The 13,870-nt window shown below is 62.2% G+C and carries 13 protein-coding genes; 4 read left to right on the top strand and 9 right to left on the bottom strand.

Features of this window, described 5'->3' with window-relative positions; all coding sequences use genetic code 11:
- The first annotated feature begins 64 nt into the window (after positions 1-64).
- Complete coding sequence (locus tag F0P97_RS24305) at positions 65-1,159, top strand: TFIIB-type zinc ribbon-containing protein (protein WP_182287309.1); 1,095 nt, start codon at positions 65-67, stop codon at positions 1,157-1,159.
- 177 nt (positions 1,160-1,336) lie between these two features.
- Here the strand turns inward: F0P97_RS24305 and F0P97_RS24310 are convergent, their stop codons facing one another.
- From F0P97_RS24310 to F0P97_RS24325, 4 genes are all read right to left on the bottom strand, one after another.
- On the bottom strand, positions 1,337-2,452 hold the full coding sequence (locus F0P97_RS24310; RefSeq protein WP_182284656.1) for a TIGR03364 family FAD-dependent oxidoreductase: 1,116 nt from the start codon (positions 2,450-2,452) through the stop codon (positions 1,337-1,339).
- Positions 2,453-2,548: 96 nt separating this feature from the next.
- On the bottom strand, positions 2,549-4,309 hold the full coding sequence (locus tag F0P97_RS24315; RefSeq protein WP_182284657.1) for a putative 2-aminoethylphosphonate ABC transporter permease subunit: 1,761 nt from the start codon (positions 4,307-4,309) through the stop codon (positions 2,549-2,551).
- Between the two features lie 2 nt (positions 4,310-4,311).
- The gene (locus tag F0P97_RS24320) at positions 4,312-5,388 is read right to left on the bottom strand and encodes an ABC transporter ATP-binding protein (RefSeq protein WP_182284658.1); all 1,077 of its coding nucleotides are present in this window, start codon (positions 5,386-5,388) and stop codon (positions 4,312-4,314) included.
- A 180-nt stretch (positions 5,389-5,568) separates the two neighbouring features.
- Entirely contained in the window at positions 5,569-6,609 is a 1,041-nt protein-coding gene (locus tag F0P97_RS24325) for a putative 2-aminoethylphosphonate ABC transporter substrate-binding protein (RefSeq protein WP_182284659.1), read from the bottom strand.
- Positions 6,610-6,955: 346 nt separating this feature from the next.
- Between F0P97_RS24325 and F0P97_RS24330 the strand changes: the two genes are divergently transcribed.
- Complete coding sequence (locus tag F0P97_RS24330) at positions 6,956-7,822, top strand: LysR substrate-binding domain-containing protein (protein WP_182284660.1); 867 nt, start codon at positions 6,956-6,958, stop codon at positions 7,820-7,822.
- Here the strand turns inward: F0P97_RS24330 and rfbC are convergent.
- The 5 genes from rfbC to F0P97_RS24355 are packed head-to-tail and all read right to left on the bottom strand — an operon-like array spanning position 7,819 to position 12,109.
- Positions 7,819-8,370: a dTDP-4-dehydrorhamnose 3,5-epimerase gene (gene rfbC, locus F0P97_RS24335; RefSeq protein ID WP_182284661.1), complete on the bottom strand. Its 552-nt coding sequence runs from the start codon at positions 8,368-8,370 to the stop codon at positions 7,819-7,821. The two genes, F0P97_RS24330 and rfbC, sit on opposite strands and share 4 nt — an antisense overlap.
- Positions 8,367-9,257: a glucose-1-phosphate thymidylyltransferase RfbA gene (gene rfbA / locus F0P97_RS24340; protein WP_182284662.1), complete on the bottom strand. Its 891-nt coding sequence runs from the start codon at positions 9,255-9,257 to the stop codon at positions 8,367-8,369. The genes rfbC and rfbA overlap by 4 nt, the downstream gene beginning before the upstream one ends.
- Positions 9,258-9,314: 57 nt before the next feature.
- Positions 9,315-10,220, bottom strand: coding sequence for a dTDP-4-dehydrorhamnose reductase (gene rfbD / locus F0P97_RS24345; RefSeq protein WP_182284663.1), 906 nt, complete (start codon positions 10,218-10,220; stop codon positions 9,315-9,317).
- On the bottom strand, positions 10,217-11,287 hold the full coding sequence (gene rfbB, locus F0P97_RS24350; protein ID WP_182284664.1) for a dTDP-glucose 4,6-dehydratase: 1,071 nt from the start codon (positions 11,285-11,287) through the stop codon (positions 10,217-10,219). Before rfbB ends, rfbD begins: the two co-directional genes overlap by 4 nt.
- A gap of 48 nt (positions 11,288-11,335) precedes the next feature.
- Positions 11,336-12,109, bottom strand: a complete 774-nt coding sequence (locus tag F0P97_RS24355) for a type III pantothenate kinase (protein WP_182284665.1) — start codon at positions 12,107-12,109, stop codon at positions 11,336-11,338.
- A gap of 170 nt (positions 12,110-12,279) precedes the next feature.
- Between F0P97_RS24355 and lysM the strand changes: the two genes are divergently transcribed.
- Positions 12,280-12,750 carry a peptidoglycan-binding protein LysM gene (gene lysM, locus F0P97_RS24360; protein WP_182284666.1) on the top strand — a complete coding sequence of 157 codons (471 nt, stop codon included), beginning with the start codon at positions 12,280-12,282 and terminating at the stop codon, positions 12,748-12,750.
- A gap of 81 nt (positions 12,751-12,831) precedes the next feature.
- The gene (gene galE / locus F0P97_RS24365; protein ID WP_182284667.1) at positions 12,832-13,854 is read left to right on the top strand and encodes a UDP-glucose 4-epimerase GalE; all 1,023 of its coding nucleotides are present in this window, start codon (positions 12,832-12,834) and stop codon (positions 13,852-13,854) included.
- The last annotated feature ends 16 nt before the right edge of the window (positions 13,855-13,870 follow it).

Consider the following 13,870-nt stretch of genomic DNA (forward strand, 5'->3'; position numbering starts at 1 on the left):
CGCTTCCTCCTCTCCCTCTTCCGGATCTGCATTCACCCCTGTCTCCGAGACGGCGCCCCCCTCCATGGTGGGCCGGCATGTCTGCCCCGAATGCGGCGGCAATCTGGAGTGGAATGCCAAGGCACAGTCGCTCAGATGTCCATACTGCGGCACCGTCGTTCCCTGGAGCGAGCAGACACAGCCCGAGCTGGGACGTGCCGTGGTGGAGCAGGATCTGGCCGAGGCCTTGCGCAACCCGGCCAGCGGTCGCGGCTGGGGCTCGGACGAGCGCTACGAGGTGCAGTGCCAGAACTGCCGCGCCATCTCCGTGTTTCTCGGCAAGAACGTGGCCCAGCGCTGCGACTTCTGCGGCTCGCCGGCCATCGTCGCCCATGAGGAGCGCAGCGACGCCATCACGCCGCAGAGCATCCTGCCGTTCAAGATCAGCGACGGCCAGATTCGCGACAAGATCCGCCAGTGGTATGGCAGCCGCTGGTTTGCGCCCAGCAAGCTCAAGAGTGCCGCGCTGACAGACACGCTGCACGGCGTCTATCTGCCTTACTGGACCTTTGACGCCCATGCCAGCGCCCAGTGGTGGGCAGAGGCCGGTTATTACTACTACACCACCGAGTCCTATCGCGACGGCAACGGCAATCTGCAGACCCGCCAGGTCCAGCATGTGCGCTGGGAGCCGGCCTCGGGCAGCCTGCAGCATTTCTTCGACGATGAGCTGGTACCCGGCACCGTGGGCGTGCACGCCCATCTGCTGCGCCAGGTGGAGCCCTTCCCGACCACCACCGATCTCAAGCCCTACAGCCCGGAGTTCGTACGCGGCTGGACGGTGGAGCGCTACCAGGTGGACCTCTCCAAGGCCGCCAGGATCAACGAGGAAGATATGGACAGCCAGCTGCGCAGCATGTGCTCGCGCGAGGTGCCGGGCGACACGCAGCGCAATCTGCAGGTCCAGCGTCAATACTCGGGCCGCAGCTTCAAGCACACGCTGGTTCCGGTCTGGCTGGTCGGCTACACCTATGGCAGCAAGACCTACCAGATCGTGGCCAATGGCTATACCGGCCAGATTGCGGGCGAGCGGCCTTACAGCTGGGTCAAAATCCTATTTGCCGTACTGGCCGCCATCCTGCTCGTCATGCTGATTGCACCGCTGTTCGTGCAACAGTGATCGCCTGCCATACCTGCCAGAGACGCTGAGCAAGGGCCTGAGCCGGCCACGCCGCCCCCTCCCGCGTAGCGAGAGAGGGAGAAGCGGTGGGGCCGCCCAGGTGGGGCCGCCCAGGTGGGGCCGCCTAGGTGGGGCCGCCTAGGTGGGGCCGCCCAGGTGGGGCCGCTCAGGGAGTGACTACCAATTTCCCCAGACTTCCTCGGCCAGGCCAAACGCCGTGCTTGCGCCCGAGCCGCTGGTCACGGCCACCATGCGTGTCGCTGCATCAGGTGCTTTGACAAAACAAGGGGCTTCGGCACTGGAGGGGTAGATGCCCGTCCAGCGCTCCACGACCTGGGCCTTGTCGATATGCAGTGCCTCGTTCATATGTCGCAGCATGAGCCGGTCGACGGCTTCGCTGGCAAAAGGCTGGGGCGCGCTGCCGTAGTGGTGCGAATCGCCCACCACCAGCGAGCCATCGGCGCTCTGAACGGCAATCAGGTGGATGCCGTGCTTCAGGCTTTGCGCCTCCTCGCGCTCCAGCTGAGCGCGCAATGCAGCGGCTTCGGGCAGCGCGCTATAGCCCTCGTAGCGCACCAGGCTCAGATCCCCCATGACCGATCCCTCAAGCTTGAAGCCTGCTTGCGGCTGCACGCGCAGCATCTGCAACTGGCACAGCTGCACCTGGTTGTCAGTCCATTCACTGGCGAACAGCCCGCCTGGATCGGCGTTGTTGCAGACCACCACGCGTTCAGCGTGATAGCGGCCACGCGAGGTGGTGACGCGCGGCGTTGCCACCTCCGTCACGCTTTCACCAAAGCGGAAATCCACTCCCAGTGCCTGCTGCAGCCACAGTGCCAGTTGCGGGATGGCCGTGCGCGACTCCACGCGCAGCTCATGCGGGCTGTAGAGCACGGATTGCAGCCCTTCGGTGCGCAGCGCCGGATGACGCGCTGCGGCCTGGGCGGGCGTCAGCAGCTCGCAGCCCGCGCCCATCTCGGTTTGCATGAATGCCTCAAGCACCGCTGCCGCAGCAGGGCGGCGCGCCGTCAGCCACAGGCCGGCATGCAGGACATCGATACCGGCCTTGGGTGCAATCTCGGCCCAGACATCGCGTGAGCGCATGGCGCGCCGCCAATGGGCACCGGCGCGCTGGCCCGTGATGGTGACAAAGCCGAAGTTGCGAATCGAGGCGCCCAGGCAGGCACCGTCGCGCTCTATCACCAGCACGGAGCGGCCGCGCGTTGCTGCGGCATAGGCATGGGCCAGGCCGACAATGCCGGCGCCGACGACGATCAGATCATAGTTTTTCATAGCGTTACAGAAAAAGCAGACAAGCCAAGTCCCTGCCGCAGCGCCAAGGCGATGCAGCGAGAGACGTTCGGAGAATCAAGTGATGTGGAGAGCGCCTCAGCGGTGGCGCCAGTGCTGGGTACGCCGCTGCAGCCAGGCATCCAGCAGCGCAATCAGCAGGCGGCCGGCGGCTGCGGTCGCGAAGATCAGCGTGGCCATGGCCGCGGCGGGAGCGATATCGCCCGCGTCATCCATGGCCAGCACGGCCACCGAGGCCAGTGTGGTTTCGGGCGAGTACAAAAAGACCACTGCCGACACCGTGGTCATGGCATTCACGAAGAAGTAGCCCGCCACCTGCATCACTGCAGGCAGGCACACAGGCAGGTGCACGCGCCACAGCAGCGTCCAGAAGGGCACGCCCATGGAATCAGCCACGCGCTCGTATTCGGCGTCCAGTTGCTGCAAGGCTGTGAGCTGGGTGATGTGCGCCACCGAGAAAAAATGCGCCACCGAGCACAGCACCAGAATGCCCATGGACCCATACAGAAAGTGCAAGGGATTGCTGCCCGCATTGAAGAACAGGATATAGCCCAGACCCAGCGCCAGCCCAGGCACCGCCATGGGCAGCGTGGCCACCGCGTGCAACCACTGGCGCGCGCGGCCCCAGCCCGTGGGCCTGGCCACCAGATAGGCGCTCAGAAAGCTCAGCACCGCGCCCACCGCCGCCGTGGCCACGGCCATGGTCAGCGAGTTGGCATAACTGGCCCAGCCACCACCATCCATCAGGTCGAACTGATAGTGCTTGAAGCTCAGGCTCAAGTTGTAGGGCCAGAAGCTGACCAGGGATGCCAGCACGGCCACGCCCATCACCACCAGCAGCGCCAAAGCCAACAGGCTGCAATACACCAGCAGCGCGCCGTCGAGCGCTGCGCAGGGCTGCGGCACCAGGGGCACGGCCCTCACGCTCATGGCAGCGGCCTGCCGGGCCCGCAAATGACGCTCGGCCGCAAAGGCCAGGCCCGCGGGCACCAGCAGCAGCATGGCCACCACGGCACCCATGGACAGGTTTTGCTGGCCAATCACCTGCTTGTAGATATCGGTGGCCAGCATCTGCGTGTTGCCGCCGATCACCTTGGGCACGCCAAAGTCGGTGACCACCAGGACGAACACCACTATCCAGGCAATCATCAGCCCATAGCGGCTGGCTGGCAGCGTGACCTGACAGAAGCTGCGCCAGCGCCCCGCGCCCAGGGTGGCGGCGGCCTCATACAGGCGCGCATCGCCCGAGGCCAGCGTGGTGCACAGAATCATCAGCGCATGCGGAAACGTCCACAGCACCGAGCCAAGAATGATGCCAAACGGCCCGTAGGCCGAGTCGCCCGGCAGCCAGCTCTTGAGCAGTCCCTGGGCGCCAAAAAGATAGATCAGGCTGATGGCCATGAGCAGCGACGGCGCCAGCAGCGGCACCAGGGCAATGGCGCGAAAGAACCTGGCCAGCGGCATGCAGCTGCGCATCACGCCATAGGCATAGCCATAGGCCAGGGCCACACACAAGGTGCTGCTGACGGCGGACAGCCACAGGCTGTTGAACAGCGACTGGCCTACGCCCGGTGTTTGCGCATAGGCAAGGTATTGGGCCAGGCCCGAGAACTTGCCATCGGCCGACACAAAGCTGCGGCCCAGCAGCGCCCCCACGGGCAGTGCGATGGCCACCAGCAGCGCCCCCAGCAGGCCCAGCACCGACAGGCCCAGCCACAGCTTCTCCCAATGGAAAAAACGTGTTTGCCGTGGCGCCGCAGGGCCGCTGCCTTGCTGCCGGCGTGCTGCCGCTGCGGGCGCATAGCCCCCCACGCGCATCGCAGAAGAAGAGGCATCCATGCTTATGCCGCCTTTCGCAAGATCTCTGGCGCTGCCAGCGACTGCAGCGCAGCAGCTGGCAACTCAACCAGCACCTCGCCCTGCAGCCAGTCGGGCAGGCGCGCGTCATGGCGCAGCGGCCATTGCACATCGATCTGGCATTGCAGCGTGGGGCTGAACACTCGCACCAGCACCAGCGAGCCCAGGAATGAGGTCTCAACCACCCGTGCGCGAAACAGATTGGGCAGTGCTGCAGGCTGAGCCGGGTGCAGCACCACGCTTTCAGGTCTCACACCTACCAGCAAGGGATCACCGGCCTCAAAGCCGGCAGTACAGCACTCAAGCCGCCCCTCGCCCACGCGCACCGCATTGCCCGACTCGGCCACGGCGGGCAGCAAGTTCATGCGCCCCACAAAACCGGCCGCAAAGTGACTGACGGGTCGGGCATAGAGCTGCTCGGGCGAGCCCTGCTGCTCGATACGACCCTGGTGCATCAGCACCACCCGGTCGGCCATGGAGAGCGCTTCTTCCTGGTCGTGCGTGACCATCACGCAGGCAATGCCCAGCTGACGCTGCAACTGGCGGATTTCGCTGCGCAGCTCGGTGCGTACCTGGGCGTCGAGCGCGGACAGCGGCTCGTCCAGCAACAGCAGACGCGGGCGCGGCGCCAGTGCGCGGGCCAGCGCAATGCGCTGCTGCTGGCCGCCCGACAGTTGCGCCGGGTAGCGCTGCGCCTGCGCGCCCAGGCCTACCAGAGCCAGCATCTCCTGCACCCGGGCCTGCACTTGCGCCGCAGGCTGGCCCATGAGACCAAACGCCACATTCTGGGCCGCCGTGAGGTTTGGAAACAGCGCGTAGCTTTGGAACACCACGCCAAAGCCCCGGCGCGCGGCGGGCCAGCGCGTGATGTCCTCGCCCTGAAACAGGATGCGGCCCGCGTCGGCCTGCTCGATGCCGCACAGAATGCGCAGCAGGGTGGTCTTGCCGCAGCCCGAAGGGCCCAGCAGGCTGACGAACTCGCCGCCCTCCACCAACAGGTCAATGTCGCGCAGCACCGGGGTGTCTTTGTACTGCTTTGCGATATGTTCTATGCGCAGCATCTGCAATCACTTTCAACGTGCAAAAAATTCCAGAGACCTGCTGCGTAGAACTGGCGCTGACCCCGCTCAGAACTGCCGAACCAGGGCCGCCCCGCAGCGAGGGCAGTGTCCCCCTCCGGCGCGCAGCGCCAGAGAGGGGGAAGCGGCGGCGCCGCCCAGGCAAAGCCGCTCAGGGGGTGATTACTTTCTTTCCGCCTTGGCTTCGTACCGACGCGACCATTCGGCCAAGATACGATCGCGGTTAGCCGCTGCCCAGTTGAAGTCGTTCCTGGCCAGGCGCTTTTCCAGATCGGCCGGAATGAACTCGTGCTTTTCCTGGGCCTCGGGCAAGGCCAGCACGGCAAAGTTGGCGGCGTAGAGCTTGTTGGCATCGGGCGTCACCGCCCAGTCGGCCAGGGCCTTGGCCGCGTCCTGCTTTTTGCTGGTCTTCAGAATGGCCGTGGCTTCCACATCCCAGCCCAGACCTTCCCTGGGGAAGACGATGTCTATGGGCGCGCCATCCTTCTTGGTCTTGTTGGCCCGGTATTCAAAGCTCAGGCCCACGGGGAACTCGCCCGCGCCGGCCTGGCGGCAGGGCTTGGAGCCGCTGTGCGTGTAGACGCCGATGTTCTGGTGCAGCGCATCCATATAGGCCCAGCCCCTGTCCTCGCCCATCATCTGCAGCCAGGCTGCCACCATCAGATAGCCCGTGCCGCTGGACGCCGGGTGGGGCATGGTGATCGCGCCCTTGAATTCGGGCCTGGTCAGGTCGGCCCAGCTGGCAGGCGTGGGCAGCTTGCGCTTTTCGCCTTCCACGGTGTTGAAGCAGACGGCGGACGACCACAGGTCCATGCCCACCCAGGTCGGCGTGGCTGCCGCATCGCGCATGGTGGAGCGCACCTTGGTCAGGTTCCTGGGCGCATACGGCTGCAGCATGCCTTGCTTGTCCAGCAGCATCAGCGAAGTGGCGGCCACGCCCCAGATCACATCGGCCTGAGGGTTGGCTTTCTCGGCCAGCAGGCGCGCAGTGATGATGCCCGTGCTGTCGCGCACAAACTTCAGCTCGATCTCGGGATGGGCTTTTTCAAAACCCGCCTTGTAGGCCTTGATCTGGTCGGCCTCCAGGGCCGAATACACCAGCAGATCGGTCCTGGCCTGGGCAGCGGAGGCCAGGCCCAGCAAGGCCGTGGCAAAGGCAATCAGGGTGAAACGGCGAGTGGCGGGTACAAAAGCGTGGCGCATGGATAACAGTCCCTTGGATTGATCGTTGCCGCCCGACCAACGCGGCCGTTTGCGACATGAGGGAACTGTAGAAACTCACTGTGAAACGCTGGTGTCACAGAACTGAAATCTGCCAAGGATGTCATCAGCAAACTTTGTAGTCATCGCGCCGCGCCAGCGTCCGACATCGATATGCTATTGATTCGAAAGCATATTGCGCTTTATCTGCGTCATATTCATAGAGAAAACCATCTAGATACAACCGCATATAAGCGCAAGACGCTATTGAAATTAAAGCAACTCATCCGCATTACCGGCTGCAGCGTTCATGTTGAAATCCGGGTACAGCTTTCTTGAAGACTTGCTCATGTTTGCCACACAGCTCAAATCCTTTTTCTGGGTCGCCCGCCTCGGCAGCATCACCCAGGCAGCACGCCAGCTGGGGCTGAGCCAGCCCACGGTGACGGCGCAGATCAAGGCCTTGGAGGAGCAATATGAGGTCGAGCTGTTCACGCGCCAGAGCGGCAGGCTGGCCATCACCGATGCGGGCCTGAAGCTGCTGCCGGGGATAGAGAAGCTGCTGCTGCAATCGGCCCAGATCGAATCGGCGCTGCGCCAGTCGGGCCATGTCAACCAGGGCCAGCTGCGCATAGGCGCCACCGCCCCCTACTATGTTCTGGACATCGTCAAGCGCTATCAGCAGCAATATGCGCAGGTGGAGGTGAGCATCGTCAATGGCAATTCGCGCCAGATGATTCAGGCACTGGCCGAGTACCAGGTGGATCTGGCAACGTCTTCGCACCTGGACACCGATCCGCGCCTGCTGCGCCTGGAACTGGGGCGCGACCCGCTGGCCCTGGTCGTGCACCGGCAGCATGCGCTGGCCGCGCAGAAGGCCGTCGACATCAGGGATCTGGCAAAGAACACGCTGATCCTGCGCGAGCGCGGCTCCATGACCCGGCAGATGACCGAGCAGATGCTGGAAGCCGCCCAGGTCAGCCCGCAGCGGATTCTGGAAATTGCCAGCCGCGAGTCCATACGCGAAGCCGTGATCCGTCAGATGGGCATCAGTGTTTTTGCGCGGCACGAAGCATCGGCCCACCCTGAACTCGTCGTTCTCGATCTGGAAGGCGAGGTGCCTTGCCTGCCCGAATACCTGTACTGCCTGCGAGAGCGGCGCGATGCGCAGCTGATTCAGCCATTTCTGCAGCTGGCCGCATCAGACCAGACTTAATCGAAAAGTTCGGCCTGCTTGAATGCGGGCTGATTCCGGTCCTTTTCGGACAAGGAAAAATCGATATCGAGCTGGGGCCACGCAATGGCTATATCCGGGTCACTCCAGAGCAGACCCCGATCCGACTCCGGCGCGTAATAGGCCGTGGTCTTGTAGACAAAGTCCGCCGTGTCGCTGAGCACCACAAAGCCGTGGGCAAAGCCCGGCGGAATCCAGAGCTGGCGGTGATTCTCGGCACTCAGCTCCGCTCCCACCCATTGCCCAAAAGTGGGCGAGCTGCGGCGGATATCCACGGCCACATCAAACACCGCGCCAGAGATCACGCGCACCAGCTTGCCCTGGGCATGAGGCGGCAGCTGGTAGTGCAACCCACGCAGCACGCCCTTGCTGCTGCGGCTGTGGTTGTCCTGAATGAACTCGTGGTTCGTGCCCGTGGCCTGGTTGAAGAGATCCTGGCGAAAGCTTTCCAGAAAAAAGCCGCGCGCATCCCCAAACACCTTGGGCTCGATCAGAAAGACATCGGGAATGGCCAAAGGCGTGAACTTCATATGCGCACCTTTTCCTTGAGCACCTGCAGCAGATATTGTCCGTAGCCATTCTTGACCAGAGCCTGGCCCAGCTTTTCCAGCTGAGCGGCATCAATCCATTTCTGGCGATAGGCGATTTCTTCCGGGCAGGCCACTTTCAGGCCCTGGCGCTGCTGCAAGGTGGCAATGAATTGCCCCGCTTCGAGCAGACTGTCATGGGTGCCGGTGTCCAGCCAGGCATAGCCTCGGCCCATCAGCTCGACATTGAGCTTTCCTTGCTGCAGATACATGCCGTTGAGATCCGTGATCTCCAGCTCGCCCCGCGCCGAAGGCTTGACCTGCTTGGCCAGCTCCACCACCTGCTCGTCGTAGAAGTACAGGCCGGTGACCGCATAGTTGCTCTTGGGCTGCTTGGGCTTTTCTTCGAGCGACAGCACCTTGCCGTCGACATCGAACTCGGCCACGCCATAGCGCTCGGGGTCTTGCACATGGTAGGCAAACACCGTGGCGCCGTTCTGCCGCGCATCGGCTTTTTTGAGCAGCGGCTGGAAGTCGTGGCCGTAGTAGATGTTGTCCCCCAGTACCAGGGCGCTGGGAGCGCCGTTGAGGAATTTTTCGCCAATCAGGAAGGCCTGCGCCAGGCCATCCGGGCTGGGCTGCACCTCATACTGAAGATTCAGGCCCCACTGGCTGCCGTCGCCCAGCAACTGCTCGAAGCGCGGCGTGTCCTGCGGGGTGCTGATGATCAGAATGTCCCGGATGCCCGCCAGCATCAGCGTGCTCAGCGGGTAGTAGATCATGGGCTTGTCGTAGATCGGCAGCAGCTGTTTGCTGATGGCCAGGGTGGCGGGGTGCAGACGGGTGCCGGAGCCGCCAGCCAGAATGATGCCTTTGCGCTGTGTCGTCATGATGAATCAATGGATGGCTTCAAACGCCTTGCAGATAGGCAGCGAGTTATTGGAAAATTACAGAATTTCGCGCAGCATGCGCTCCACGCCTTGCTGCCATGCGGGCAGATGCAGTTGCATGGCCGCTTGCAGCTTTTGCGTATCCAGACGCGAGTTCAAGGGCCGCGCGGCCGGTGTCGGGAAGGCCGTGGTCGGCACGGCAGCAATGCTTTGCACCTTCCAGTCCAGATCCGGTCGCAGGCTTTGGGCGCGCTCGATCACATGGCTGGCATAGGCATGCCAGTTGGTCTCTCCTGCCGCAACCAGATGGTAGAGACCGCCATCGCCTTCATGAGCGCTCACATGGCGCACGGCATGGGCCGTGACATCGGCGATCAGATCGGCGCCGGTGGGGGCACCCCATTGATCGTTGATCACGCTGAGCGCTTCACGCTCCTGCGCCAGGCGCAGCATGGTCTTGGCAAAGTTGCCACCACGCGCTGCATAGACCCAGCTGGTGCGAAAAATCAGATGGCGGCAATGCGTGGCCGCAATCCGCTGCTCGCCCTCCAGCTTGGTGCGGCCGTAGACCGATAGCGGCCCGGTCGCATCACTCTCCTTGCGCTCCGCACTGCCGGAGCCGTCGAAGACATAGTCGGTGCTGTAGTGCACCAGCAGGGCGCCCAGGCTTTTGGCCTCCAGCGCCATGACCTCAGGGGCTTCGGCGTTCAGGCGCAAGGCCAGATCCGGCTCGCTCTCGGCCTTGTCCACTGCCGTATGCGCTGCGGCATTGACGATCACATCCGGGCGCACGCTGCGAATGGTCTGCGCCAGTGTCTGCAGATTGCCGATATCGCCGCACAGGCCATTCCCATCCACATTCACGCTCTGGCGGTCCAGCGCAATCACCTCGCCCAAAGGCGCGAGACTGCGCTGCAGCTCCCAGCCGAGCTGACCGTTCTTGCCCAGCAGCAGCAGCTTCATGCCAAAGCCTCGCCGGTGTACTGCTTTTGCACCCAGTCACGGTAGGCACCCGACTGCACATTGGCCACCCACTCGGGGTTGGCCAGATACCACTGCACGGTCTTGCGAATACCGGTCTCGAAGGTCTCGGCCGGCTTCCAGCCCAGCTCGCGTTCGAGCTTGCGCGCATCGATCGCATAGCGGCGATCATGGCCGGGGCGGTCGGTCACATAGGTGATCTGCTCGGCATAGGCCTTGCCATCGGCGCGCGGACGCAGCTCGTCGAGCAAGCTGCACACGGTCTTGACGATATCGATATTGGCCTTCTCGTTCCAGCCGCCCACGTTATAGGTCTCGCCCAATTGGCCGGCCTCGAGCACACGGCGGATGGCGCTGCAATGGTCGCGCACATACAGCCAGTCACGCACCTGCATGCCGTCACCGTAGATAGGCAGCGGCTTGCCGGCCAGCGCATTGACAATGACCAGCGGGATGAGCTTTTCGGGGAAATGCAGCGGGCCATAGTTGTTGCTGCAGTTCGTCGTCAGCACCGGCAGGCCGTAGGTGTGATGCCAGGCTCGCACCAGATGGTCAGAAGCCGCCTTGCTGGCCGAGTACGGGCTGTTGGGCTCGTAATTGTGCTCTTCGGTAAACGCGGGGTCCGTGGGTGCCAGCGTGCCATAGACCTCGTCGGTGGAGACATGCAAAAAGCGAAAGCCGGACTTGGCCTCGCCCTCCAGGCCATTCCAATAAGCGCGCACCGCCTCCAGCAGGCGGAAAGTGCCCACCACATTGGTCTGGATGAAATCCTCGGGGCCATGAATGGAGCGGTCCACATGCGACTCGGCCGCAAAGTTCACCACGGCGCGAGGCTGGTGCTGTGCCAGCAGTTGCGCCAGCTGTGCACTGTCGCCGATATCGGCCTGCACAAACACATGGCGGGCATCGCCCTTCAGGCTGGCCAGATTCTCCAGATTGCCCGCATAGGTCAGCTTGTCGATATTGACCACGGGCTCATCCACATGTGCCAGCCAATCGAGAACAAAGTTGGCGCCGATAAAGCCTGCACCGCCAGTTACAAAAATCATGGAAACAGCCTCAAATCAAAATTCGAATCATCGCGAGGAGCAATGCACTCAAGCCCAGCGCTTTTCAGCCATCACCAGCAAGCCATCAAAGATCAGGTTGTTGATCAGCTCGAAAGGCCTGGTCATGCTGGGAGACATTTTCCAGCCGGCACCGCCAGCCATGATGCACATGGGTTCTGCGCCGCAGTGTTCTGCCAGATGCTGGTACATGCGCTCCACCGCACCTGCGATGGCATAGGTACCGCCGCTGGTCAGTGCATCGCTGGTGTTCTTGGGAAAGCATCGGACTTCACCGGTCGGCACATGCAGGCCCGCAGTGCCGCCTTCCAGGGCCCTGAGCATGATGCCATGCCCAGGAATGATCAGGCCGCCCAGAAAATGACCTTGCGCGTCCATTGCATCGACCGTCACTGCGGTGCCCACCATAACCGTGATCAAAGGCCTGGCCTCGCCCAATTGCAACATGTGGTGACGCGCACCAATCATTGCCACCCAACGGTCCGCACCTAGCCTAGAGGGGTGGTCATAGCCATTGGTCACCCCTGCTTCTGCGATGGAGGGGACTACCCATTGAGGCTCGAGATTCCAGCCCAGCATGAGTTCGATCTGCTCGTGCACACGGCGTCTTGCCGTCTCACCGGCAACCACGCAGCCCAGCATGCGCTCTGGGGCCGGCAGTCCGGCCCAGGCACCTTCTGCCAGGCGCTCGATATGCTCCAGGAACTCCGCTCCATGGGCCAGCAATGCAGCACCTGGGCGATGATCTTCATACATGGCCCACTTCAAACGGGTGTTGCCAATGTCTATGGCCAAAAATGTCATGCGGCGGATTATCAGCACTTTTCCCCGTGCCAGACAGCCTCTTGTCACATTCATTACAGGCGGGCAGGAAATTGTCAAAGAAAGCGCAGAGTCCATATCCTGCAAGGATTCATTTCGATTTCCCGTTAAAGTGGACCGCTTTCTTCCACTACTTTTGAGGAGTCGAAACCATGGGTCTGTTCAGTTTCATCAAGGAAGCCGGAGAAAAACTGTTTGGCGGCAGCGACGCACATGCAGCGGCACCGGCCGAAGACTTGAATGTCAAGGCAGCTCAGGCGATCGCCAGCTATATCAATACCCAGAATCTGGGCGTCTCCGATCTGCAGATTCAATTCGATGCTTCTCAAGGCAAGGTCACAGTCAACGGCACAGCTCCCACTCAGGCTGTCAAGGAAAAAGTGACACTGTGCTGCGGCAATGTGGCCAATGTCCAGTCCGTGGACAACCTGATGGCGGTCACCAACCCCGAGCCCGAAGCCCAATACCACGATGTGGTGCGCGGCGACACCCTGTCGGCCATCTCCAGGAAGTACTATGGCGACGCCAACAAGTACAACGTGATTTTCGAAGCCAACAAGCCCATGCTCAGCAACCCGGACAGGATCTATCCCGGCCAGAAGCTGCGTATTCCGGCGCTGTAAATACGGCCCTGTAAATACAGTTACGCATAAAAGCGCTCCGAGGAGCGCTTTTTTATTCACGAAAAAGCTAGACTGCAGCTTATGAAAACTCTGCTCACAGGCGGTGCCGGCTATATCGGCAGCCATACAGCCATTGAACTGATCAGTCACGGTCATGAAGTCGTGATTTTTGACAACTTCAGCAATAGCCACCCTGAAGCTGTTCGTCGTGTGGAGAAGATCACAGGACGCACCATCCCCGTGATTGACGGCGATGTACGCGATCAAGCTGCACTTGAGAAAGCCTTGCAGGAGCACGGCATTGACAGCGTTGTGCACTTTGCCGGTAAAAAAGCGGTGGGCGAGTCCGTTGCCCAACCTGTGGACTATTACGACAACAACGTCAATGGCACCCTGGTGCTGCTGCGCGCCATGAAAAAGCACAATGTGCGCAATCTGGTGTTCAGCTCTTCGGCAACAGTCTACGGTTCACCACAATATTTGCCTCTCAATGAGGTGCACCCTACTTCGGTCACCAATCCCTACGGCCGCAGCAAACTGATGGTGGAAGAGATTCTGTCGGACCTCTATCACTCCGACTCCCAATGGTCACTGGCCGTGCTGCGCTACTTCAATCCCATTGGTGCCCATGCCAGCGGTCTGATTGGTGAAGACCCTTCGGACATTCCCAACAACCTGCTGCCTTTTGTGGCACAGGTCGCAGTGGGCCGTCGTGAAAAGCTGCAGATCTTTGGCGGCGACTACGACACCGTGGACGGCACCGGTGTGCGGGACTACATCCATGTCGTTGACCTGGCCCGAGGTCATGTCAAGGCACTCGAGAAGCTGGCCGGCCTGGCCAAGCCCGAGTTGCTGACCATCAACCTGGGCACAGGCAATGGCTACAGCGTGCTCGAAGTGCTCCATGCCTTCGAAAAAGCCTGCGGCAAGCCCCTTCCCTATACGATTACAGACCGCCGCCCAGGGGATGTGGCCAGTTGCTACGCCAACCCCGACCACGCCCTGAAAACCCTTGGCTGGCAAGCCGAGCATGATCTGGACACCATGTGTGCCGACACCTGGCGCTGGCAAAGCCAGAACCCCAACGGCTATCGCTCGGCCTAGAAGCTACCGACCAAGC

This window comes from Comamonas testosteroni (genome assembly GCF_014076415.1).
Lineage (GTDB): Bacteria > Pseudomonadota > Gammaproteobacteria > Burkholderiales > Burkholderiaceae_C > Comamonas > Comamonas testosteroni_F.

What these genes read in the sequence shown, in the direction of transcription:
- F0P97_RS24305 (WP_182287309.1), top strand. Translation starts at nt 65, where the DNA reads ATGGTGGGCCGGCATGTCTGCCCCGAATGCGGCGGCAATCTGGAGTGG.
- F0P97_RS24310 (WP_182284656.1), bottom strand. Translation starts at nt 2,452, where the DNA reads ATGAAAAACTATGATCTGATCGTCGTCGGCGCCGGCATTGTCGGCCTG.
- F0P97_RS24315 (WP_182284657.1), bottom strand. Translation starts at nt 4,309, where the DNA reads ATGGATGCCTCTTCTTCTGCGATGCGCGTGGGGGGCTATGCGCCCGCA.
- F0P97_RS24320 (WP_182284658.1), bottom strand. Translation starts at nt 5,388, where the DNA reads ATGCTGCGCATAGAACATATCGCAAAGCAGTACAAAGACACCCCGGTG.
- F0P97_RS24325 (WP_182284659.1), bottom strand. Translation starts at nt 6,609, where the DNA reads ATGCGCCACGCTTTTGTACCCGCCACTCGCCGTTTCACCCTGATTGCC.
- F0P97_RS24330 (WP_182284660.1), top strand. Translation starts at nt 6,956, where the DNA reads ATGTTTGCCACACAGCTCAAATCCTTTTTCTGGGTCGCCCGCCTCGGC.
- rfbC (WP_182284661.1), bottom strand. Translation starts at nt 8,370, where the DNA reads ATGAAGTTCACGCCTTTGGCCATTCCCGATGTCTTTCTGATCGAGCCC.
- rfbA (WP_182284662.1), bottom strand. Translation starts at nt 9,257, where the DNA reads ATGACGACACAGCGCAAAGGCATCATTCTGGCTGGCGGCTCCGGCACC.
- rfbD (WP_182284663.1), bottom strand. Translation starts at nt 10,220, where the DNA reads ATGAAGCTGCTGCTGCTGGGCAAGAACGGTCAGCTCGGCTGGGAGCTG.
- rfbB (WP_182284664.1), bottom strand. Translation starts at nt 11,287, where the DNA reads ATGATTTTTGTAACTGGCGGTGCAGGCTTTATCGGCGCCAACTTTGTT.
- F0P97_RS24355 (WP_182284665.1), bottom strand. Translation starts at nt 12,109, where the DNA reads ATGACATTTTTGGCCATAGACATTGGCAACACCCGTTTGAAGTGGGCC.
- lysM (WP_182284666.1), top strand. Translation starts at nt 12,280, where the DNA reads ATGGGTCTGTTCAGTTTCATCAAGGAAGCCGGAGAAAAACTGTTTGGC.
- galE (WP_182284667.1), top strand. Translation starts at nt 12,832, where the DNA reads ATGAAAACTCTGCTCACAGGCGGTGCCGGCTATATCGGCAGCCATACA.